This window comes from Gordonia sp. SMJS1, assembly GCF_029866425.1.
GTDB classification, from domain to species: Bacteria; Actinomycetota; Actinomycetes; order Mycobacteriales; family Mycobacteriaceae; genus Gordonia; species Gordonia hongkongensis.
Genome location: NZ_CP123381.1, coordinates 4,348,195 through 4,370,476, shown reverse-complemented (window position 1 = coordinate 4,370,476; position 22,282 = coordinate 4,348,195). Strand labels below are relative to the sequence as shown.

At 68.4% G+C, this 22,282-nt stretch carries 18 protein-coding genes and 3 pseudogenes; 15 read left to right on the top strand and 6 right to left on the bottom strand.

All coding sequences use genetic code 11. From position 1 onward, the window contains the following. Positions 1–116: 116 nt before the first annotated feature. The gene (locus QAD21_RS19810; RefSeq protein WP_068971817.1) at positions 117–851 is read right to left on the bottom strand and encodes a VTT domain-containing protein; all 735 of its coding nucleotides are present in this window, start codon (positions 849–851) and stop codon (positions 117–119) included. A gap of 227 nt (positions 852–1,078) precedes the next feature. Between QAD21_RS19810 and fbaA the strand changes: the two genes are divergently transcribed. Further along, on the top strand, positions 1,079–2,116 hold the full coding sequence (fbaA, locus tag QAD21_RS19805; RefSeq protein ID WP_068971816.1) for a class II fructose-bisphosphate aldolase: 1,038 nt from the start codon (positions 1,079–1,081) through the stop codon (positions 2,114–2,116). A 90-nt stretch (positions 2,117–2,206) separates the two neighbouring features. Here the strand turns inward: fbaA and QAD21_RS19800 are convergent, their stop codons facing one another. Together QAD21_RS19800 and QAD21_RS19795 are read right to left on the bottom strand one after the other, a co-directional pair. Then, a complete protein-coding gene (locus QAD21_RS19800; protein ID WP_280360170.1) occupies positions 2,207–2,413 on the bottom strand; it encodes a hypothetical protein in 207 nt (68 codons plus the stop codon). Positions 2,414–2,494: 81 nt separating this feature from the next. Then, positions 2,495–4,285, bottom strand: coding sequence for a hypothetical protein (locus tag QAD21_RS19795; protein ID WP_280360168.1), 1,791 nt, complete (start codon positions 4,283–4,285; stop codon positions 2,495–2,497). Positions 4,286–4,664: 379 nt separating this feature from the next. Between QAD21_RS19795 and QAD21_RS19790 the strand changes: the two genes are divergently transcribed. The 5 genes and pseudogenes from QAD21_RS19790 to QAD21_RS19770 form a co-directional block, all read left to right on the top strand. Next, on the top strand, positions 4,665–5,117 hold the full coding sequence (locus tag QAD21_RS19790) for a DUF3151 domain-containing protein (RefSeq protein WP_065629570.1): 453 nt from the start codon (positions 4,665–4,667) through the stop codon (positions 5,115–5,117). 42 nt (positions 5,118–5,159) lie between these two features. Next, complete coding sequence (locus QAD21_RS19785) at positions 5,160–6,284, top strand: FUSC family protein (protein WP_280360166.1); 1,125 nt, start codon at positions 5,160–5,162, stop codon at positions 6,282–6,284. 48 nt (positions 6,285–6,332) lie between these two features. Further along, the gene (locus tag QAD21_RS19780) at positions 6,333–7,244 is read left to right on the top strand and encodes a cation diffusion facilitator family transporter (RefSeq protein ID WP_280360164.1); all 912 of its coding nucleotides are present in this window, start codon (positions 6,333–6,335) and stop codon (positions 7,242–7,244) included. A gap of 49 nt (positions 7,245–7,293) precedes the next feature. After that, positions 7,294–8,117, top strand: a pseudogene (locus tag QAD21_RS19775) (polysaccharide deacetylase family protein). A gap of 61 nt (positions 8,118–8,178) precedes the next feature. Then, positions 8,179–9,463 (top strand): annotated as a pseudogene (locus tag QAD21_RS19770) (MFS transporter); the annotation flags it as partial. An 8-nt stretch (positions 9,464–9,471) separates the two neighbouring features. Here QAD21_RS19770 and QAD21_RS19765 read toward each other — a convergent pair. Continuing rightward, positions 9,472–10,128: a hypothetical protein gene (locus tag QAD21_RS19765; RefSeq protein WP_068971378.1), complete on the bottom strand. Its 657-nt coding sequence runs from the start codon at positions 10,126–10,128 to the stop codon at positions 9,472–9,474. 81 nt (positions 10,129–10,209) lie between these two features. Between QAD21_RS19765 and QAD21_RS19760 the strand changes: the two genes are divergently transcribed. Continuing rightward, on the top strand, positions 10,210–11,496 hold the full coding sequence (locus tag QAD21_RS19760) for an adenylosuccinate synthase (RefSeq protein ID WP_068971377.1): 1,287 nt from the start codon (positions 10,210–10,212) through the stop codon (positions 11,494–11,496). Between the two features lie 327 nt (positions 11,497–11,823). Continuing rightward, on the top strand, positions 11,824–13,377 hold the full coding sequence (locus QAD21_RS19755) for an adenylate/guanylate cyclase domain-containing protein (RefSeq protein WP_280360160.1): 1,554 nt from the start codon (positions 11,824–11,826) through the stop codon (positions 13,375–13,377). A 9-nt stretch (positions 13,378–13,386) separates the two neighbouring features. Here the strand turns inward: QAD21_RS19755 and QAD21_RS19750 are convergent, their stop codons facing one another. Together QAD21_RS19750 and QAD21_RS19745 are read right to left on the bottom strand one after the other, a co-directional pair. Continuing rightward, complete coding sequence (locus QAD21_RS19750; protein ID WP_068971291.1) at positions 13,387–13,785, bottom strand: hypothetical protein; 399 nt, start codon at positions 13,783–13,785, stop codon at positions 13,387–13,389. Between the two features lie 191 nt (positions 13,786–13,976). Further along, positions 13,977–15,567, bottom strand: a pseudogene (locus QAD21_RS19745) (Na+/H+ antiporter). A gap of 43 nt (positions 15,568–15,610) precedes the next feature. Between QAD21_RS19745 and QAD21_RS19740 the strand changes: the two are divergent. The 7 genes from QAD21_RS19740 (at position 15,611) to QAD21_RS19710 (ending at position 22,271) form a co-directional block, all read left to right on the top strand. Next, a complete protein-coding gene (locus QAD21_RS19740; protein ID WP_280360157.1) occupies positions 15,611–15,967 on the top strand; it encodes a UBP-type zinc finger domain-containing protein in 357 nt (118 codons plus the stop codon). A 79-nt stretch (positions 15,968–16,046) separates the two neighbouring features. Next, positions 16,047–17,729, top strand: coding sequence for a formate-dependent phosphoribosylglycinamide formyltransferase (gene purT, locus QAD21_RS19735; protein ID WP_280360155.1), 1,683 nt, complete (start codon positions 16,047–16,049; stop codon positions 17,727–17,729). 15 nt (positions 17,730–17,744) lie between these two features. After that, on the top strand, positions 17,745–18,224 hold the full coding sequence (locus tag QAD21_RS19730) for a DUF456 domain-containing protein (RefSeq protein WP_068970718.1): 480 nt from the start codon (positions 17,745–17,747) through the stop codon (positions 18,222–18,224). Positions 18,225–18,366: 142 nt separating this feature from the next. Further along, positions 18,367–19,479 (top strand): ferredoxin reductase, encoded by a 1,113-nt coding sequence (locus QAD21_RS19725; RefSeq protein ID WP_280360153.1) that lies wholly within the window; start codon positions 18,367–18,369, stop codon positions 19,477–19,479. Positions 19,480–19,487: 8 nt separating this feature from the next. Further along, positions 19,488–20,771 (top strand): fatty acid desaturase, encoded by a 1,284-nt coding sequence (locus QAD21_RS19720; protein ID WP_280360152.1) that lies wholly within the window; start codon positions 19,488–19,490, stop codon positions 20,769–20,771. A gap of 106 nt (positions 20,772–20,877) precedes the next feature. Next, entirely contained in the window at positions 20,878–21,759 is an 882-nt protein-coding gene (locus tag QAD21_RS19715; protein ID WP_277243075.1) for an LLM class flavin-dependent oxidoreductase, read from the top strand. Between the two features lie 32 nt (positions 21,760–21,791). Next, on the top strand, positions 21,792–22,271 hold the full coding sequence (locus QAD21_RS19710; protein ID WP_223258887.1) for a hypothetical protein: 480 nt from the start codon (positions 21,792–21,794) through the stop codon (positions 22,269–22,271). Positions 22,272–22,282 lie beyond the last annotated feature (11 nt).

The window sequence follows — 22,282 nt, the reverse complement described above, 5'->3', positions numbered from 1 at the left end:
GCGCGGGTGGCTTCGACTCGGCGCCGCGACCTCGACGCGCTCCTTCGTCGCTTGCTCGGCCCGGCGGCTTCGCTCGGGGCCGGCTCAACCAGCGGGGGTAGGCGTGGTGACGGAGCTCAACCAGCGGGAGGGGCGGAGTTGTTGGCCTCGTCGGAGGCGGGGAGGGGCTCCTCCTCGACGACCTTCTTCCGCGAGCGCAGGATGCGCTTGACGATCTCGGAGATGATCGGCAGCACCGAGATGAAGACGATGAACAGGAAGATGTAGTCGATGTTGTCGCGGATGAACTCGATCTGGCCCAGGAAGTAGCCGAGCAGGGTGACACCCGCACCCCAGGCGATCGCACCGACGATGTTGTACGTGAGGAAGATCGGGTACCGCATCTTCGCGGCGCCGGCGACGAGCGGCGCATAGGTGCGCACGATCGGGACGAAACGCGCGAGGATGATCGTCACCGGGCCGTGCTTCTCGAAGAACTCGTGCGCTTCCTCGATGTAGACCTGCTTCAGGATCTTCGCGTCCGGCCGGAACAGCGAGTACCCCGCCTTCTTGCCGATCCAGTAGCCGACCTGGTCGCCCAGGAACGCCGCGATGGGGATCAGGACGAGCAGCACCCACAGCGGGGCGAAGGGCTCGATCTCCGCCGACTTCGCCGCGACGATGAGGCCCGCGGTGAAGAGCAGCGAGTCGCCGGGGAGCAGCGGGAACAGCAGACCCGACTCGATGAACACGACCAGCAGCAGACCGGCCAGCATCCACGTGCCGAACGAATTCAGCAGGTTCACCGGATCCAGGAATCCCGGTAGCAGCGCCAGGTTGGTGGTCGTGGTGGCAAGTGCGGAGTCGATCACGGGGAGCCAGAGTACCTGCGCGTCCGTCGAGGACAGAATCTCACGGGTCCGCCACCGCCGTTTTCCAGCAGGTCCGGGCACGAATGGTGCCCGCGCCGGGCGATGTGGCACCTGCCATACTGGGAGAAGTCCGGCCGCGGGAAGTCCGGCTGCTCGCCACCGAAACATCAGTCGACGGCGAGAGAACCCGAACACCAGAGCACATCAACACCCTGGAGGATTCGTCGATGCCCATTGCAACCCCGGAGCAGTACGCCGAGATGTTCGACAAGGCGAAGAAGGGCGGTTACGCATTCCCCGCGATCAACTGCACCTCGTCGTCGACGATCAACGCCGCGATCAAGGGTTTCGCCGATGCCGGCAGTGACGGGATCATCCAGTTCTCGACCGGTGGCGCCGAGTTCGGGTCCGGCCAGGGTGTCAAAGACATGGTGACCGGAGCGGTCGCCCTCGCCGAGTTCGCGCACGTCGTCGCGGCCAAGTACGACGTCCTGATCGGTCTGCACACCGATCACTGCCCCAAGGACAAGCTCGACACCTACGTCCGGCCGCTGCTGCAGATCTCGCAGGAGCGCGTCGACGCCGGTCGCAACCCGCTTTTCCAGTCGCACATGTGGGACGGCAGCGCCGTACCGCTCGACGAGAACCTGGAGATCGCCAAGGAACTGCTGGCCAAGGCGGGCGCGGCCAACATCATCCTGGAGATCGAGATCGGCGTGGTCGGCGGTGAGGAAGACGGCGTCGAGAACGAGATCAACGACAAGTTGTTCACCACCCCCGAGGACTTCGAGAAGACCATCGAGGCGCTCGGTGCCAGCGACTCCGGCAACCGTTACCTGCTCGCGGCGACCTTCGGCAACGTGCACGGCGTCTACAAGCCGGGCAACGTCAAGCTGCGTCCCGACGTCCTCAACACCGGCCAGGAGGTCGCGGCCAAGAAGCTCGGCCTCGGCGATGCCGCCAAGCCCTTCGACTTCGTGTTCCACGGCGGTTCGGGCTCGCTGAAGAGCGAGATCGACGAGGCCCTGAGCTACGGCGTCGTGAAGATGAACGTCGACACCGACACGCAGTACGCCTACAGCCGCCCGGTCGCCGGCCACATGTTCAGCAACTACGACGGTGTGCTGAAGGTCGACGGCGACGTCGGCAACAAGAAGGTCTACGACCCGCGCAGCTGGTCCAAGAAGGCCGAGACCAACATGAGCGAGCGCGTCGTCGAGGCGTGCAACGACCTCAAGTCCAACGGCAAGTCCCTGACTGCCTGACAGACGCACAGCACTCTGCCCGCACCCTGAAAGGGGTGCGGGCAGAACTGTTTTCAGGCTTGGAAGGCCCGGTCCCCGCGGCGGCCGGGTTCAGGTGATGGCGAGTCCGACGACGACCGCACCCGCGAGAGCGATCATCACGAGCGCCGCGATCACGACGGCCGGGTCGACACGCGACCGCGATCGCCGCGGCGGTTCGACCGGATAGGGCCGGATCCGGGTGCTCGGTACCCGGTTCTCCTCGAGACGGTTGTCCGCGGCGGGACGCGGCCGCGGCGCCGATGCGGCGGGTGCCACCGGACGGGACGGCGGGGTGTAGAAACCCGGCGTGGAGCGGCCACCCGGTTCCGGGCGGCGGGCCCGGCCGGTGTCCGCTCGTCACGTGGGGTTGCACACCTTCCAGTCGTCGCCGTCGCGCTGCAGGTTCAGCGTGACGGTTTCGGGCTGGTCCGGGGCGTTGGTGTGCACCGCGACGACTTCGACGACGGCCTGATCTCCGCCCTCGACGACCCGGACCGCGTTGATTCCCTGCGTCTGTACGAGCTCGTTGCGAGACCGCTGGGCCTCGTAGGTCCGCTCGTACGCGGCGTCGTCGAAGTCGGTGTAGAACGCATTGAGTTCACCGCAGGTGACCGATCGCAGGGTCTCGAGGTCGCCCTCGTAGAGCGCGGTGGTGTAGTCCATGGCCACGGTCGCGGCTTCGTCCGCGGGCGCCGGTGCCTGCAGGCTGCTGTAGGCGAAGATACCGCCGACGACGGCCACGATGGCCACCACGATCGCTGCCGCGGCGATCAGCAGACCCTTGCCGCGCTTCTTGCGCGGTGCCTTGGGGTCACTGCCCGGGATGACCTGGGGCTCGCGGTCGGTGGTCGTCCATCCGGCGGTCGACGCGGCCACGGCCGGCTCCGGGGTCGTCCGCGCGTCGTCGTCGGCCGGCGCGTCGGGCTCGGTCCGGGCTTTGGCGGCGGCGGATGCCGCTACTGCCGCCGGGATGACGGCCGTCGCCGCGTCCGAACCGGAGTCGTCCTCGTCCTCGGTGTCGGTGTCGGCGTTGTCCGGCTCGGTGGCGTCGGTGTTCTCGCCGGTCGGGACGGCGATCGCCTCGGTGGGGGAGTCGGCGTCGGCGTCAGCGTCGGCGGCAGCGTCGGTCTCGGTCGGCGAGTCGACCTCCGTCACGGCCGAGTCGTCTGCGGTCGAGTCGTCTGCTGTCGCCGCGTCCGCGGGGGTCTCGTCCGGGGCAGGCTGTTCCGCGACCGGCTCCGCCGGTGCTGGTTCGGTCTCGACGCCGTCGGCCTCTGCGCCCTCTGCCTCGACGCCCTCGGCTTCGGCCGGCTCGTTCTCGGCGTCCGAGTCGGCTACGGGGTCCTGGTGCGCCTCTGCCTCGTCTGCTGCCGCCTCGTCCGTCGCTGCCTCGTCTGGCGCCACGTCGGTATCCACGGACTCGGACTCGGCCTCGTCGTCGGAGTCACGAGTCGTTCCGGCTGCCACGGCCGCAGCGCCCGCCGCGGCCACACCGGCGCTGACCGCGGTGCCCGTCGACGGGTCCGTGTCGTCGTCGGCGAGCACCGGTTCGGCGTCCGCACCGGTGTCCTGGTCCGACTCGGGTTCGGGTGCGGAGCCGGACTCGGTGGACGCGGCCTTGGCGTCAGAACCCTCGGTCGTGGAGTCGGCGCTCTCTTCTCCGGCGGACGCTGCCTCGGGCTCCGGGGCCGTCGGGTCGATGTCGTCGAGGTTCTCGAGCTCGGCGGCGTCCGGGAGATCCGAGCGACGGATGACGGTGGTCGCGGAGTCGCTCGGGCCGAGCCGGGCCGGTGCCGGCGGGGCGGCCTCGGCGTCGTCGGGCTGGGTCGACACGGTCTCCGCGGTGTCGGGCGCCTCGCTGAGCGGGTCGATGTCGTCCAGGTCTTCGAGGTCCTCGGCGGACGGGAGGTTGTCGCGGTTGATGATCTGGGTGGCGCCGTCGATCCCACGCCCACCTCTCGGGGTGGGTGCCGCGGGTTGCTTCGCATCCTTGTCCGGCGCGTCCTTGTCCGTCGCGTCCTTGTCGGTCGCTGCCTTGCGCGTGGTGGTCTCCTCGGACGTGGACGCGTCTGTCGTGGACTCCGCTGGGGTCGCCTCGGTCGGGGCGGCCGTGTCGTCGGCGGTCTCGTTCTCGGTGGGATCGTCCACGGGTGGCTCGTGACCCTCTCTGCTGGTGCTGGGTGGAGCGGCGTCGGTGCCGGTCGGAACAGTATCGGGGGTCGGCCGCGTGTCCGTCTGACGAGCCCGGCGCTCGTCCCGCACCTGCTTGAGCGTCGACAGTGCCTTGGTGACAGCGGCTCTCGGCCTGTCGGATCGCGCCATCGACTGAATCACCCCGCATCTCGCCCGTGCACGACTACGGCCCGGCCGCCCGGCGTCGCCGTTCAGCGGCGGGCAGCAGGACCGATTGCGCCATTCACCCTAGCGAACGGCCCGGCGGTCCAGCACTAGGGCATTTGATCGAATGGGCGCCGGCCGCCGCGAGCGCACGGCGTCGGAGTCCGCAGGCGGTGCTTGAATAGAGGACATGACGTCTTTCGGAGATCTACTCGGCCCGCAACCCGTTCTGCTCACCGGGGACGACGACGCCGAATCGGACCTGCTCAACGGCGCCGCGCCGGCCGCGGTCGCAGCCGCACACCCGACCGCCTCGATCGCCTGGGCCTACCTGGCCGAGGCGGCTCTCGAGTCGTCGAAGACGGCCTCCGCCGGCGACGACATCGACACCGCCGCGGTCATCGCGGCCTATGCCTACGCCCGGACCGGTTACCACCGCGGCCTCGACCAGCTCCGACGCCACGGCTGGAAGGGTTTCGGGCCGGTGCCGTGGAGTCACGAACCCAACCGCGGCTTCCTCCGCTGCGTCGGGGCGCTGGCCCGGGCCGCCGAATTGATCGGCGAGGAGGACGAGCACCTGCGCTGCCTCGACCTGCTCAATGACAGCGACCCGCGCGCGGCCGCCGAACTCGGCCTCGTGTGATCGCACCGAGTCGACCGGTCACCCGCGGATGACATCCGCCTGATGGCATCGACTGCCGCGAACCCGTCGTATCCGCGCCGGGTGTTCAACGCGATGCCCGCGCCGCTGAAGAACCGGCTGCGCCGGTTACGCGTGTCGCTGGTCCCGATCGTCCAGTGCGCGCTGGCGGCGGGGGCGTCGTGGTGGATCGCGGTGGAGATCTTCGATCATCCCGATCCGTTCTTCGCGCCGATCGCCGCGGTGATCTCGCTCGGGCTCTCCCTGGGACAGCGTTGGCGCCGGGCCGCCGAACTCGTGGGCGGCGTCGCGATCGGCATCCTCGTCGGCGACCTCTTCATCAGTCTCGTCGGCGAAGGCGCCTGGCAGATCATGGTCGTCGTCGCGCTGGCGATGTTGGTGGCGGTCTTCCTCGACGACGGTCCGCTCGTCCCCATGCAGGCCGCCTCGTCGGCCGCGCTGGTCGCGACACTCCTCCCGCCCGGTGGGGTGGCGGGTTTCCATCGCGCGATCGACGCCCTCATCGGCGGGCTGGTGGGGATCCTCGTGGGTGCGTTGCTGCCGGTGAACCCGGCCAGCCGAGCGCGACGCGACGCGGCGGGCGTCCTGGCGACGGTCCGCGATGCCGCTCGCCGGCTGGCCACCGGACTCCGCGAACGCGACGAGGAGCTGATCGCCGCCGCCCTCGAAGCAGGTCGCGGGACGCAGGCCGAGATCAACAAGATGCGATCGGACATGACCGGCGGCCGCGAGGTCACCCGCATCTCGCCCCTGTACTGGGGATCGAGGATGCGGCTGGACCGGATCTCGGCAACGGCCGACCCCATCGACAACGCGGTCCGCAACTTCCGGATCATCGCCCGGCGTTCCCTCGGCCTCACCCAGCGGGGTGTCGCGGTGCAGCCGGAGCTGATCGAGATCATCGACGATCTCGCCGGGGCGTTCGAGGTGTTACGCGCGATGATGATGGCGGACCCCGGCGAGGAACCCGATCAGGCCGACGCCGCGCGGGTGATCCGCAGCATCGTGCGCAAGGCGCGTGCCGATCTGGTGACCAACAGCGAACTGTCGGAGGCCGCCCTGCTGGCCGAGATCCGGTCGTTGCTCGTCGACCTGCTGATGACCGCGGGGCTCCGCCGATCCTCCGCGCTGGCGACCCTGCGGAGCTGACCCGGCTGTTGCCACATATGCGAAGTTCTGCATATATTGACCGGCATCATGGGGCACTCACATTCGCACTCGCACGCTCCCGCCGCGGCTGCGGGACAGCGTCGGCTCTGGCCGATGGTGCTGGCGGTCGGGCTGATCGGCGGCTACTTCGTCGTCGAGCTCGTGACCGGCATCCTGGTGAACTCGCTCGCGCTGATCGCCGACGCCGGGCACATGCTGACCGATGTCGTCGCACTCGTCATGGGGCTGATCGCGCTGTTGCTCGGCCGGCACGGGCGGATCACCGACACCCGTAGTTTCGGGTGGCATCGCGCCGAGGTGTTCACCGCCGTGGCCAACGCCGTGCTGCTGATGGGCGTCGCGGTCTTCGTGCTCTACGAGGCGGTCGAGCGTATCGGTAGCGACCCGCAGGTCCCGGGCCTCACGCTGATCGTGGTGGCCCTGATCGGTCTGCTGGTGAATCTCGGGGTCATGCTGCTGTTGCGGGCGGACGCCAAGGAGTCGATCGCGGTTCGCGGCGCCTACCTGGAGGTGTTGGCCGACGCCGTGGGCAGCGTCGGCGTGCTGATCGCCGGCGTCGTCGCGATGACGACCGGGTGGGGTTACGCCGACATCGTCGTCGCGGTGCTGATCGCGCTGTGGGTGGTCCCGCGGGCGGTGCGACTCGCGCTCGACGCGCTGCGCATCCTCAACCAGCAGGCGCCGGCCCACATCGACGTCGAGGCCCTGCGGGCCGATCTGGCCGACATCCCCGTCGTCGACGACGTGCACGACCTCCATGTCTGGACGCTGACGACCGGGATGGACGTCGCCACCGTGCATCTCGGCAGCAGTCGGCCCAACGGTGAGGTGTTGCCGGCCGCGCAGGCCGTCCTGGCCCGCCACGGTCTCGAACACGCGACGGTGCAGATCGACCCCGACGACCATCAGCGACGTTGTCGTGACGAGATGACCTGGTGACCGTGCGTCGTGGCGCCGTGAATGTCGGTTATGCCCTACATTGCGGCGAATGGAACGACGCGATTTTCTCGCGGTGCTCGCCGCCGGCACCGTGGGGGCTCTGACCTCGAGCGCCCTCGTGGGCTGCGCGACGCCGGTCCCGGCGGCCGAGATCGACCCGGCCGATGGGCCGTCCACCCCGCCGCGGCCGACCAGCACGACGGCCGTCCCGTCGTCGGGACTGTTGCCGCCGGCGGTCGGAACCCGCCGACCGCTGCCAGACGGGGCCATCACCGCACTGCCCGGTCCCGGCCGGTGTCTCGCGCTCACGGTCGACGACGGCGCGAGCTCGGAGGTGATCGGCGCCTATGTGAAGTTCGCCCGGGACACCGGCGCCCGGTTCACCTTCTTCGTCACCGGTTCGTTCGACGGCTGGACCGACCACCGCAGCACCCTGCGGCCGCTCGTCGAGTCCGGCCAGATCCAGCTGGGCAATCACACGTGGAGTCATCCCGCGCTCACCGAGCTGTCCTCGCGCGGGGTGGCCGACGAACTGCGCCGGACCAAACGGTTCCTCAGCAACCAGTTCGGTGTCGACGGCACGCCGTACTATCGCCCGCCGTTCGGGTACCACGACGCTGGCGTCGACGCGGTGGCCGCCGACCTCGGTTCACGGTGCCGACCCTCTGGTACGGCTCGTTGTCCGACTCCGGCCTGATCACCGAGAAGTACCTCATCCGTTGCGCGCGCAAGTACTTCCGTCCGCAGAGCATCGTCATCGGCCACGCCAATCACGAACCGGTGACCAAGGTGTATCCGGAACTCGTCGAGATCATCCGAAATCGCAAGCTGCGCATGGTGACACTCGACGACTACTTCGCCGCGGGCCGCTGAGGTCCGACCGCCCCTCCCGTGGCGACGGCGAGGTGCGGACGCCGACCGCAACTTTTCGTTCACGCTGATCGCCGCAAGCCTTCTCGGCACCACCGTCGAGTGGTACGACTTCTTCCTCTACGCGACCGCGGCGAGCCTCGTGTTCAACCAGTTGTTCTTCCCCGACCAGAGCTCGTTCGTCGGCACCCTGCTGTCCTTCGCGACGTTCGCGGTGGGCTTCGTCGTGCGCCCGATCGGCGGAGTCGTCTTCGGGCACATCGGCGATCGCATCGGCCGCAAGCGCACGCTCGCGATCACCATGGTGATGATGGGCGTCGCGACCGCCCTGATGGGTGTGCTGCCCACCGCCGAGACGGTCGGTGTGCTCGCCCCGATCCTCCTGCTCCTCCTGCGCATCGTGCAGGGTTTCGCGCTGGGCGGGGAGTGGGCAGGTGCGGTGCTGCTGTCGGTCGAGCACAGCCCAGACGGCAAGCGCGGTCTGTTCGGGAGCATCCCGCAGATGGGCCTGGCCCTCGGACTCGCCTTGGGCACCGGAGTGTTCGCGCTGCTGCAGGTGGCCCTCGGACGAGCAGGCGTTCCTGACCTACGGCTGGCGCATCGCGTTCGGAGTGAGCATCGTCCTGGTGGTCATCGGGTTCGTCGTGCGGTTGAAGGTCGACGAGACGCCGGCGTTCGCCGAAGTGGCCGAGCTCGCCAAGAAGTCCACGGCACCACTGCGCGACGTCGTGGTCCCGCCGAACACGCGCAACACCGTTCTCGGCCTCCTCGCCCGATGGGGAGAGGGATCGGCCTTCAACACCTGGGGCGTCTTCGCGATCGCCTACGCGACCAGCGAACTCGACATGGAGAAGGTCCCGGTCCTGGTGGCCGTGACCATCGCCTCGCTCGTGATGGCGGCCCTGCTCCCGTTCTCCGGACTGCTCACCGACAGGTACGGCGCCAAAACGATCTACCTGATCGGGATCACCGCCTACGGCGTCGCGGTCTACCCGGTGTTCGCGCTGTTCGGGACCTCGAACCTGCTGTGGTTCACCGTGGGACTGGTGATCGTCTTCGGGGTGATCCACGCACTCTTCTACGGCGCGCAGGGCACCCTGTTCGCGAGCCTGTACCCGACCCCGGTGCGCTACACCGGACTGTCGGTCGTCTACCAGTTCTCCGGCATCTACGCCTCGGGTCTGACGCCGCTGATCCTCACCGCGCTGATCGGGGCGGCCGGCGGGTCACCGTGGCTCGCCGCCGGTTACCTCGTGCTGACCGCGATCATCAGCGTCGTGGCCACGACGCTCATCCGGCGCGACGATCTCCACCTCACGACGGGCCCCCAGGCGCGGCCGGTCGCCTGAGTCCCGGATCAGGGGCGCACCAGCAGGAGATCGGTGACGTGGCGGTAGAACGTCGAGCGCTTGAGCACGCGCGGGTTCACGACGCCCTCGCGCTCGACGACGACGTTGGTCCCGCCCGTCTGACACGCGCGCCCGGTGAACCACTTGCCCGGCAACAACATCCGCTCCACCTGCGCGCGGAGGCCGGGTGCGGTCAGGGTCGGTTCGATGAGGATCGAACGCACCTCGCCGTCGAAGAGGCGCTCGTTGTCGACGTAGGTCTCACCGTGCAGCTTCGCGCCCTCGGCGCCCAGGTGACGCGCGCTGCCGACGATGACGGTCGCGGCGTCGTCGCGGACGAGCGGCACCGCGACCGCGGTGCCGTGCTCGGCGAGCTCGCGGGCCGCCGGCCCGTGCGGCAACCGGTAGCGACGCGTCGCGGGCGTGGCCTCGGCGGAGACGTATGCGATCTCGACGTCGAGTCGTTCGGTGACCATCAGTGCGGCCAGCACCTGGGACAGGAAGATGTCGTTCTCGTGCGCCACGGTCGGTGCGAAGCGCTCCGCGACGCGCGGCTCGACGACGAGTCGGGTGACGTCGGGATCGGTGAGGGCGTCGGCGACCGCGGCGCGGACGGCCTTCTTGTCGTCGGCGCGGCTGGTCTGGCTCAGAAGGGCAAACGGCACGCGGATAGCGTATCGAGCGCGCCGACCCAGTAGTGTTGGTCAGGTTTGGTCCCAAGCGCGCCACACAAAGGAGTACCGGACATGGCCGCGATCGTGCTTATCGGAGCCCAGTGGGGTGACGAGGGCAAAGGCAAAGCGACCGACCTCCTCGGAGGCCGGATCAACTGGGTTGTCCGCTACCAGGGTGGCAACAACGCCGGGCACACCGTCGTACTCCCCACCGGGGAATCCTTCGCGCTGCACCTCATCCCGTCCGGCATCCTGACGCCCGGCGTGCAGAACGTCATCGGCAACGGCGTGGTCGTCGACCCCGGCGTGCTGCTCACCGAGCTCGGTGGCCTCGAGGACCGCGACGTCGACACCTCCGGCCTGCTGATCTCCGCCGATGCGCATCTGCTCATGCCATACCACGTCGCGATCGACAAGGTCACCGAGCGTTTCCTGGGCAACAAGAAGATCGGGACCACGGGCCGCGGCATCGGTCCCTGCTACCAGGACAAGATCGCTCGCGTCGGCGTGCGCGTCGCCGACGTCCTCGACGAGAAGATCCTCACCCAGAAGGTCGAGGCGGCGCTCGAGCTGAAGAACCAGATCCTGGTCAAGATCTACAACCGCAAGGCCCTCGACCCGGCGCAGGTCGTCGACGAGGTCCTCGGGCAGGCCGAAGGATTCAAGCACCGCATCGCCGACACCCGGCTGCTGCTCAACCAGGCCCTGGAGAGCGGCGAGACGGTGCTGCTCGAGGGCTCCCAGGGCACCCTGCTCGATGTCGACCACGGCACCTATCCGTATGTGACGTCGTCCAATCCGACCGCCGGCGGCGCCGCGGTCGGCGCCGGCATCGGACCCAACAAGATCACCACCGTCCTGGGCATCCTGAAGGCCTACACCACGCGCGTGGGCTCCGGGCCGTTCCCCACCGAACTCTTCGACGAGTGGGGCGCCTACCTCGCCAAGACCGGCGGCGAGGTGGGTGTCACCACCGGTCGCGCTCGCCGCTGCGGCTGGTTCGACGCCGTGATCGCCCGCTACGCGACCCGCGTCAACGGCATCACCGACTACTTCCTCACCAAGCTCGACGTCCTCTCCAGCCTCGACACCGTGCCGATCTGCGTGGCCTACGAGGTCGACGGTGAGCGCGTCGAGGAGATGCCGATGACCCAGACCGGCTTCCACCACGCGAAGCCGATCTACGAGGAGATGCCCGGCTGGTGGGAGGACATCTCCCAGTGCAAGACCTTCGACGAACTGCCCCAGAACGCGCAGAACTACATCCTGCGGCTCGAGGAGCTCTCGGGTGCGCACATCTCGTGCGTGGGCGTGGGTCCGGGACGGGACCAGACGATCGTGCGGCGCGAGATCGTCTGACCCTTCGCTCCTGGGGTTTCGGCGGCTTGGCGGCCGTCGAGGTCTACGAAAGAACACCCGTGAGCGTCTGATTTCATGCTCCCTGAGGTGCGAGCGAAGCGAGCCACGAAGGGCTCGCAACGTGTCTCACCAGGCCCTTCGTGGCTCGTCGCTTGCGCTCCTCGCACCTCAGGGGCCAGTGGGGCGGCGGGCAGTTGCTTGCGCTCCTCACACCTCAGGGAGCAATGGGGTCGCTTTTTCGGATTAGGGTGCAGGGTTGGGGCGGGGGGTGCTCCGCTCGGCGAGCTCGTCGCGGAATCGCGGTCGGCTCGTGATTAGCTAGTGCCCATGCGTGCCAAGCGGGGGAGTCGCGACTACGGGTCCATCCTGCTCGGCTCCGTCGGCGAGAGCTCGGTCAAACAGCGGGTCCGCATCCAGACGCTGCTGACCGCGTCGATCGTGGTGGCCAACCTGTTCGGGGCGATCGTCGCGGTCGCGCTCACCGCGGTCGGCATCCCGCAGCCGACCATCTTCACCGCTGAACTGTGGTGGGTCAACTTCATCGTGGTGCCCGTCTACATCACCGCAGCCTTCGTCGTGGGAATCGGATGGGGCACCTACGTCGGCGTCCGTGATCTGCGCTGGGCGATCCGCGACGTCGCGCCGACCAAGCGCGATGCCCGTCGGACGATGCGGCTGCCGTGGCGGTTGTCACTGGTGCAGGGATTCCTGTGGGGCATCGCCACCGTGATGCTCACCATCATGTACGGGATCGTCGACCCGCAGCTGATCCCGAAGACGCTGTTCGTGGTGAGCCTCAGTGGCGTCGTGGTGGTGGCGATCTCGTATCTGTTCATCGACTTCACGCTGCGTCCCGTTGCGGCGGAACTGATCTCGGCCGGACACCGTCGACGCAAACGCACCGGTGTGAAGGCGCGCTCGGTCGTCTCGTGGATGGTGGGTTCGGCGATCCCGATCATCGGCATCCTGCTGGTGCTGGCCTTCGGGCTCGCGCGGGACGAGACCTCCAAGCTCGACCTGTTCGTCGGGGCCACGGTCCTCGGGGTCACCGCACTCCTCACCGGCCTGCTGCTGACGCTGCTGTCGAGCATGAGCGTCACCGGCCCCATCCGCAGCGTGCGCGCCGGGATGAACCGCGTGAGCGACGGTGACCTCGACAACGCCGACCTCGTCGTCTACGACGGCACCGAACTCGGCGACCTGCAGGTCGGTTTCAACTCGATGGTCGCCGGACTCCGTGAGCGAGAACGGATACGGGACCTGTTCGGGCGGCACGTGGGCCACGAAGTCGCTGAGGCGGCCATGTCGTCGAACCCGGAACTCGGTGGGACCGAACGCCTCGCCGCCACGCTGTTCGTCGACGTCATCGGATCGACGACACTTGCCGCACAGCGCCGTCCGACCGAGGTGGTCGAGATCCTCAACAAGTTCTTCGCGGTCATCGTGCGGGCGGTCGAGGAACACGACGGCCTGGTGAACAAATTCGAGGGCGACGCGGTGCTCGCCATCTTCGGTGCACCCATCGACCTCGACGACGCCGCCGGCAGCGCTCTTGCCGCCGCTCGCGACATCGCCCGTGGCCTGGCCGAGGAGGTGCCCGACCTGTCGGCCGGGGTCGGGGTCAGCCACGGGGCCGTGGTCGCCGGGAACGTCGGTGCCATCGAGAGATTCGAGTACACCGTCATCGGTGACCCGGTCAACGAGAGTGCCCGCCTGTCGGAACTGGCCAAACGGGATCCGCGGCGGCCGTTGGCCTCCGGACGGGCGGTCAAGGCCGCGCAGCGGGACGAGGCCGAGCGGTGGGAGGAGCAGGAGACCACCTCGCTGCGCGGCCGGACCGAGGAGACGACCGTGTTCGCCGCATTTGTCGACGACGAGTGAGGGTCTCGCTCAGCCGATCGCGTCTTCGGAGCTGATCAACCGCCCGTCCGGGCCGACGATGCTCAGGCCCAGTCCGTCGAAGACAGAGTACTTGTACCCGTTGTTGTAGGCGACGTAGTAGTGACGGCCGCTGCCGTTCTCCTGCACGTGCACCTCGGACACCGGGATGCACAGGGTGTTCCCACTCGAACGCGCGACACCCCGGTACTCGAGGGTGCCGTCGGCGCGCCACTGACAGATCGACGCCGCCGACCGGTCGGTGACGACGGAGGTGACGGTCCGTTGTCCGGCATCGCAGGACGGTGCCGAGGGCGCGGCAACCGCGGTCGAGGTGCCGACGGCGAGCGCGCCGGCGGTGAGAACGAGGGAAGCGCCGGCAGTGGCCAGGCGGGTGATGGTCGTGTTCATGAGAGCGAAGGTAGGACAGGGCTTGTCGAGTGGGAATGGGCAGAACTCCCCGGGTTCGTTCGGATGGGGGACCCTTCGAGACGCCCTCCGCAAGCTCCGGGCTCCTCAGGGAGCTAGGGGGGTCGCCCGCAAGCCCCGGGCTCCTCAGGGAGCGAGGGGGGTCGCCCGCAAGCTCCGGGCTCCTCAGGGAGCTAGGCGTCCCGGTCGCCCTGTCCCTCGGCGAAGTCGAGCCGGCGCCACGCGATTCGCAGGACCTCGTCGTCGATGCGTCCAGCGTCGCGTTCGGCGATGAAGACCGCGCGCTGGATCTGCAGGATCTCCGTCCGGAGTCGTGCCCCGGCGGACGTCGGACTCTCACCGAGATCCTCGGGACCCCGGCCGAGTTCCTCCCAGGCCACATTGCGCTGCGTGGTGATCCACTTGCGCAGCATCGCCACCTGGAGCCGGCGCGGATCGTCGTCGGACAGTTCCGCGGCGTAATCGTCGAGGCGCCGTTCGGATTCCCGGGACGCACGGTCCTGCGCGGCCGCATACGCCAGCCGGTCCTGGGCGCGCTCGTCGCCGCTCACCCCGAGGAAGCGGATGACCCAGGGCAGGGTGGTGCCCTGGATCAGCAACGTCCCCACCACGACCACGAAGGTCAGGAACAGGATCTCGGCGCGGGCGGGGAACGGTTCGTTCGTCTCGGTGTAGACGGGGATGGCGAACGCGGCGGCCAGTGACACCACGCCACGCATACCGGCCCAGGAGACGACGAACACCGACGCCGGACTCGGCGGCGGCTCGCGGTCGCGGATCCGTCGCGAGCAGTCGGGGCAGATAGGTCGCCGGGTACACCCAGACGATGCGCACGAGGATCGTCGCTGCCAGGACCGCCGCGGCGTCGATGGCGATCTGCGTCCACGACTCGTTCTCGACACCCTCGATGAGCATGGGCAGCTGGAGCCCGATGAGCAAGAAGACGAACGACTCGAGGATGGTGTCGATCGACTTGCGCACCGCCTCGTCCTGCAGGCGCGTCGCATAGCCCAGGCGCACCGATCGGTGGCCGAGGTAGAGACCGGCGGTGACCACCGCGATGACACCCGAACCGTGCAGTTCCTCGGCCGCGTAGTACGTGGCGAACGGGACGATGATGCCGATCGCTGTCTCCATCGGCGGGTCGGTGAGCCAGACACGCACCCAGGACACGACCACCCCGACGAGGAGGCCCACGACCAGGCCGCCGAGGGCGGCCACCGCGAACGTCAGGACGCCTTCGCCGACCGTCGCGGTGGCCCCCACCGCCGCGGCGAGCGCGATCCGGAACGCGGTGAGGGCCGTCGCGTCGTTGAGCAGGCTCTCGCCGCCGAGCAGCGTCATCATCCGGCGCGGCAGACCGAGCCGGCGGCCGATCGCCTGCGCCGACACCGCGTCCGGCGGCGCGACGACCGCACCGAGGACCAGTGCCGCGGCGAGCGGGAGATTGGGGACGACGAGGTATGCGACATATCCGACCACCAGGGTCGTCACCAGCGGCAGGCCGACCGCCAGGAATCCGATTGCACGCCAGTTGGCGCGGAACGCCTGATACGAACTCTCCTGCGCGGCCGAGTACAGCAGCGGCGGCAGGATGAGGAAGAGCACGAGCTCGGGTTCCAGGGCCACCGAGGGCAACTCGGGAATCCATGCGATCCCGAGACCGACGGTGACCAGCACCAGCGGCGAGGACCAGCCATAGCGACGACACAACGCGGCGACCGCCACGGCGATGACCGCGACCAGCAGTAGCGATGCGCCCATTCGAGCGACTCTAATCGCGCCGGCCCGATGGATAATGTCGGGCATGAAGATCTTTCGGCGGAAGTCATCGTCCGCGGCCGCGTCCGGGCCGACGGGGTCCGGTTCCGACGCCTCGAGCACGGCGCGCTGCGTCGAACTGGAGTCGTTCGACGCCGCGCCGGCCGCCGACCCGGCGCCCGTATCGGGCGACGACCGCAGTTGCCAGGACTGTGTCGCGATCGGCGAGACCCACTGGGCACATCTGCGGAAGTGCCTGACGTGCGGGCACATCGGTTGTTGCGATTCGAGCCCGCGACGACACGCGACCGGTCACTTCCACGAGACCGGGCACCCGGTCATGCGTTCGGCCGAGCCGGACGAGGTGTGGCGCTGGTGCTACGTGCACGAGGTGACGGGATGATCACCCGACGGTTCCCGGTGCGTTCGACGAGGTGGAGGAGTGCGCCGGGATCTGTGCTGGCGGCAAGTAGGATTTGAGGATGACGTCGAACAGCGAGAGTGCGCCCAGCGCAGCCCAGCCGGCGCCGACGACCGGGCCGCCGGACGTCATGGGAACGCCGCTGAGTCCGACCGCGACCAAGGTGATGGTCCTCGGAGCAGGTGAACTCGGCAAAGAGGTCGTGATCGCGTTCCAGCGCCTGGGCGTCGAGGTCGTCGCCGTCGATCGCTACGCCGACGCGCCCGGCCACCAGGTCGCCCACCATGCCGAGGTCATCGACATGACCGATCCCGCCGCCCTGCACGCGGTCATCGACAAGCATCGTCCCGCGTACGTGGTGCCCGAGATCGAGGCGATCGCCACCGAGGCCCTCGTCGACGTCGCCGAACGCGGTATAGCCGAGGTCATCCCCACCGCGAGCGCTGTCGTCGCCACCATGAACCGCGAGGGAATCCGACGTCTCGCCGACGAGGAACTCGGCCTGCCGACGTCGCCGTACCTCTTCGCCGACACTCTCGAGGACCTCACTGTCGCGGCGCGTCAGATCGGGTTCCCGTGCGTGATCAAGCCGGTCATGTCGTCGTCGGGCAAGGGGCAGTCCGTTGCGCGTGGCCCCGAGGAGCTGGCGTCGGCGTGGGAGACCGCCAACACCGGCGGGCGGGTCCAGGGTAGCCGCGTGATCGTCGAGGGTTTCGTCGAATTCGACTACGAGGTAACCCTTCTCACGGTTCGTGCGATCGATCCGGCCACCGGCAGGCTCACGTCCCACTTCTGCGCGCCCATCGGTCACCGGCAGATCAACGGCGACTACGTCGAGAGCTGGCAGCCGCATGAGATGAGCACCGACGCGCACGCGTCGGCAACGTCGATCGCGGCGCGGATCGCCACCGCCCTCGGCGACGGAAAGCTCGCCGGGCGAGGCGTTTTCGGCGTCGAACTGTTCGTCAAGGGAGACGACGTCTACTTCTCCGAGGTCAGTCCCCGCCCGCACGACACCGGTCTCGTCACGATGGCGACCCAGCGGTTGTCGGAGTTCGAGATGCACGCGCGGGCGATCCTCGGTCTCCCGGTCGACGTCACGCTCGCGTCCCCGGGTGCCTCGGCCGTCATCTACGGGCAACTCGACGAGCCGGCGATCGGTTTCGAGAACGTCGCCGCCGCACTTGCCGTACCCGAGACCGACATCCGACTGTTCGGCAAGCCCGAGAGCTTCCACCGCCGGCGCATGGGCGTGGTCACTGCGACAGCCGACGACGTGCCGGTCGCGCGTGAGCGTGCCGTCCGCGCCGCGTCGCTCGTCACACCCGTGCCGGGCCGCCCGGCCGTTCGCAAGGCCGCCACCCTTCCGCCGACCCCGCCCCCGGCGCCCCCGCGACGCCCCGGGCCACCGCCCGGCCCGGTCGGCCCGCCGCGCGGACCCGTGGGTCCGCCTCCCGGTGTACTGAAACCACCGGGTGCGCCGCTGGGACCGCCGCCCGGTCGTCCGGGACCGCCGCCCGGGCCCCGGCCACCCGTACCGCGGCCGGCCGGGGGTCCGCGCCCGGTACCGCCCGCGCCGATACCCCCGTCGGGGACCCCGCCGCGTCCGTCGGGCCCGCCGCCACGGCCGGCCCCGCACGAAAAGGCCCCGCACGATCAGGCCCCGGCGATGACCTCGATGGTCAAGACCGACGACCGGCCCGCCGACGCGCGCCCCGGTGCGTCGTCGAAGCCCGGCGAGTGATCGGACGAGGTCCGGGTGCCGTTCTGGGGTGAGCTGCTGGTCGCAGCGGTGATCTTGGTGGGCCTGGTGGGCATCGTCGTGCCGATCCTGCCCGGCACCTTGCTCATCGTCGGCGCACTGTTCGTCTGGGCGCTCGTCGTGGGTGGTTGGGCCTGGTCGGTGTTCGCATTGGCTCTCGTCGTCATCGGCGTCGGCGAGGTGCTCAAATACCTGATCGCGGGCCGGTCGCTGCGCGCGGACGCGATCCCGAACCGCACGATCGTGGTCGGCGGCCTGGTCGGCATCGTCGGCTTCTTCGTCGTCCCCGTCATCGGCCTGCTGCTCGGCTTCATCGTGGGTGCGCTGGCATCGGAACTCGTCCGCACGCGCAGCTTCGACGGCGCGTGGCGGGGCGCCTTCTCGGCGCTGAAAGCGGCGGTGAAGACGATCGGCATCGAACTCCTCTTCGCGCTGATCGCGACCGGCATCTGGACCGGCGGCGCCTTCACCTGGTGACCGAACGGGTCGCGGCACCGGTCGTGACCTGCCACTATCGGATCTTGTGATCGCGGTCACCGATTGATGTGTACAGTCGTGCACCGAAGGGTAGTACTGGTCAGTAACTCCAGCCGTGGGGATTTCTAGGGGAGGAGTCTGAGTGAACCTGTTGAAGTGGAGCAAGCGGCCGGCGGCCGGGGTCGAGGCCCGGAAACCGGAGGTCAACATCATCCGGGGTCTGGTGGCCCGAGCGACCACCCCACTGCTGCCCGACGACTATCTGCACCTGATCAATCCGCTGTGGAGCGCGCGCGAGCTCCGCGGCAAGGTACTCGACGTGTCCAAGGAGACCGAGGACACCGCGACCGTCACCATCCGGACGGGCTGGGGGTTCCCCGAGTCGTACAAACCGGGCCAGTACGTCGGCATCGGTCTGCAGATCGAGGGCAAGTGGCACTGGCGGTCGTACTCGTTGACGTCGTTCGGCGCCAACGAGGACAAGACCATCGCGATCACGGTCAAGGCGAACCCCGACGGATTCCTGTCGTCGCATCTCGTCGACGGCGTCAGCCCCGGGACGATCATCCGGCTGCAGTCGCCCAAGGGCGACTTCCATCTGCCCGAGCCGGTTCCGGGCAAGATCCTGTTCGTGACCGCGGGCAGCGGGATCACTCCCGTCATGGCGATGCTGCGGCAGCTGAGTTCGCACGGTCAGACACCCGACATCGTGCACATCCACTCCGCGCCCACCCGCGACGACGTGATCTTCCTCGACGAAATGGAGAAACTCGCCGAGGAGGCCGACGACTACGACCTCAACCTCCAGCTGACCAAGGAGATGGGCAAGTTCGACGTCTCGCGGATGGACGAGTGGGCACCGGACTGGCGCGAACGCGAGTGCTGGGCCTGCGGACCAGTGGCGCTGCTCGACGCGATGGAGTCGCATTACGAGGACGGCGGCCTGCGCGAACGGCTGCACGTGGAGCGCTTCGCCATCGCCCGCACCGACCATGGTGGCGAAGGCGGGACCGTGAAGTTCGCGATCTCGGACAAGGAAGCTGAGATCGACGGCGCCACAACGCTTCTCGAGGCGGGCGAGAACCTGGGAATCCAGATGGCGTTCGGCTGCCGGATGGGTATCTGTCAGACCTGCGTCGTACCGCTCGCCGGGGGATACGTGCGTGACCTGCGCACCGGCGAGGAACGTCGGGAAGGAGAACGAATCCAGACATGCATCAGCGCTGTGTCTGGTGAATGCACCCTCGATCTGTAGGAGGCTTCATGGCCATCACCGACATCGATCAATACGCACATCTCACCGAGAGCGACATCGAGACCCTCGGCGCCGAACTCGACGCCATCCGCCGGGACATCGAGGAATCGCGCGGTGAGGCCGATGCCAAGTACATCCGGCGGGCCATCACCCTGCAGCGCAGCCTCGCTGCCGGTGGCCGGCTCGCCCTGATGTTCAGTGACAAGAAGGTCGCCTGGGCGGCCGGAACCGCGATGCTCTCGCTGGCCAAGATCATCGAGAACATGGAGCTGGGCCACAATGTGATGCACGGCCAGTGGGACTGGATGAACGATCCGGAGGTCCACTCGGCATCGTGGGAGTGGGACACCACCTGCCCCAGCGTGCAGTGGAAGCACTCGCACAACTTCGTCCATCACAAGTACACGAACGTCGTCGGGATGGACGACGACGTGGGCTACGGAATCCTGCGCGTCACCCGGGACCAGCCCTGGGAGTGGTGGAACGTCGGTAACCCGATCTACAACCTGACACTCGGCACGTTCTTCGAATACGGTGTCGCGCTGCATCATCTGGAGACGGAGAAGCTGCGCAACAAGGAGAAGACCTACCGTCAGGCGGCCAAGGATCTCCGGGTGATCGGCACCAAGGTCGGCAAACAGGCGGCCAAGGATTATCTGATCTTCCCGGCTCTGGCGGGTCCGAACTGGAAGACGACGCTCGCCGCGAACTTCACGTCGAACATCATCCGGAACTACTGGGCGTACATGGTGATCTTCTGCGGTCACTTCCCCGACGGTGCCGAGAAATTCACGGTCGACGAGTTCGAGAACGAGGACCAGCCGCGCTGGTATCTGCGTCAGATGCTGGGATCGGCCAACTTCAAGGCCGGTCCGCTGATGCGGTTCATGAGCGGGAACCTCAGTCATCAGATCGAACACCACCTGTTCCCCGACCTGCCGAGCAGCCGGTACGAGGAGATCGGTGTGCGTGTCCGCGAGTTGTGTGACAAATACGACCTGCCGTACACGACGGGGACCCTCCTGGGTCAGTATGCCCAGTCGTTCCGGACCATCGCGAAGCTGGCACTGCCGAACTCGTTGTTGAAGGCGACGTCGGATGATGCGCCCGAGACCGCGTCGGAGTTGCGCTTCGCGATCCGGGAGGGGATGAGTGACCACTTCGGCGTCGACCCGGAGACCGGGAAGCGGCGGGGTCTGCGGACGGCGTTGCGCGAACTGAAGAACTCGCCGGTGCGGTCGGCGCACGTGGGGCGGGCCGCGTCCGGGAGTCCGGGGCGGAACCAGCACTGAGACAACAGATGTCGCGCATCGTTGCGTATCCCGCGACGATGCGCGACATCTGCGAATCGCGCCGGCGTGGTGTGTCCGTGTCAGAATGACGCACGTGCGCATCGGGATGACCATGCCTGTGATGGAGCCGGATCTCGACGCCGAGATGCTCCACTCGTGGGCCACCACCATCGACGACGGTCCGTTCAGCTCGCTGTGCTGGGGTGAACGCATCGCGTTCGACAATCCGGAATGCTTGACGTTCCTCGGCGCGCTGGCGGCGTGGACGCGACGGGTGCCGCTCGTGATGACGGTCGTCGTGCCGCAGTTGCACGACCCGGTGATGCTCGCCAAGTCGCTGGCGACCGGCGACATGCTGTCGGGAGGACGCCTCACCGTGGCACTCGGGGTCGGCGGGCGACACGAGGACTACCGGGCCGTCGGCGCGGACCCGTCGACGCAGACCATGCGCCAACTGGCCGAACGCGCCGCGACGATGAAACGGGTGTGGGCCGGGGAGAAACTCACCGAGTCGGTCCTGCCGGTCGGTCCGCCGCCGCATCGTAAGGGTGGTCCGGTACTGCACGTCGGGACCACCGGGCCGAAGACCATCCGCAGTGCGGTCGAGTGGGCGGACGGAATCGCCGGGGTCACCCTCGATCTCGATGCCGGCAAGCAGAACGAGCTCTTCGACGTCGCCCGGTCGGCGTGGGCGGATGCCGGTCGGGCGGCACCGCATCTCGCGACGTCCTTCTGGTTCGCGATCGGTGAGGGCGACGGTCCCCGAGCGCAGGTGACCCGGCACCTGCATCGATACATGAACTGGATCCCGTCGGAGTTCGTCGACGCGATCGCGCCCACCACCGGGTGGGCGGGCACCGAGACCGAGCTCGCCGAGGTGCTGCGGCGGTTCGCCGACATCGGTACCGACGAGGTGCAACTCATCCCGACGAGTACCGACCCCGATCAGCTCCGGCGCGCCGCGGACGTGGCGGCGGCGTTCTCCTGACGACGCGGCGTCCCGAGATCTAGGGTGTGGCGGTGGCCTCCCTGCGCCGGATGCTCGGCATCGGCAAGCTCCCAGACGACCTCCGTGCGCAGGTCGTCTCCGACGGCGCGTACCTCATCGTCGAATTCGTGCCCGTGACACTGAGATTCAGCGGGCAAGTGCCCGGTCGATCGGCGCAGGGCAACGTCCGGCCCTTCACCGGTGCTGTAGTCCTGACGCCCCGACGCGTCCTCGCGACGATGTCGAGCGTGCCCGGTCGGGCGGGTCGTGCCATCGACCACGAGTGGACGACCCCGCGCGGTTCGATGGTCCGCGCGGTCATCGACGACGGCGGGCTCGTCATCGAGATCCCGGCGCTCGAGCGCGTGAACCCCGACTTCAGCGGAACATTGAGTCTGACCTACTTGACCGAGCTGCCCGGCTCGGTGCTCCAGCAGGCCCCGGTGCGCGAGGTGTGGTTCGACGTCCCGGCGCGCTACGTCACCTCACTCGTCGGGGGCCGCCGGAGCTGACGGACCGACCG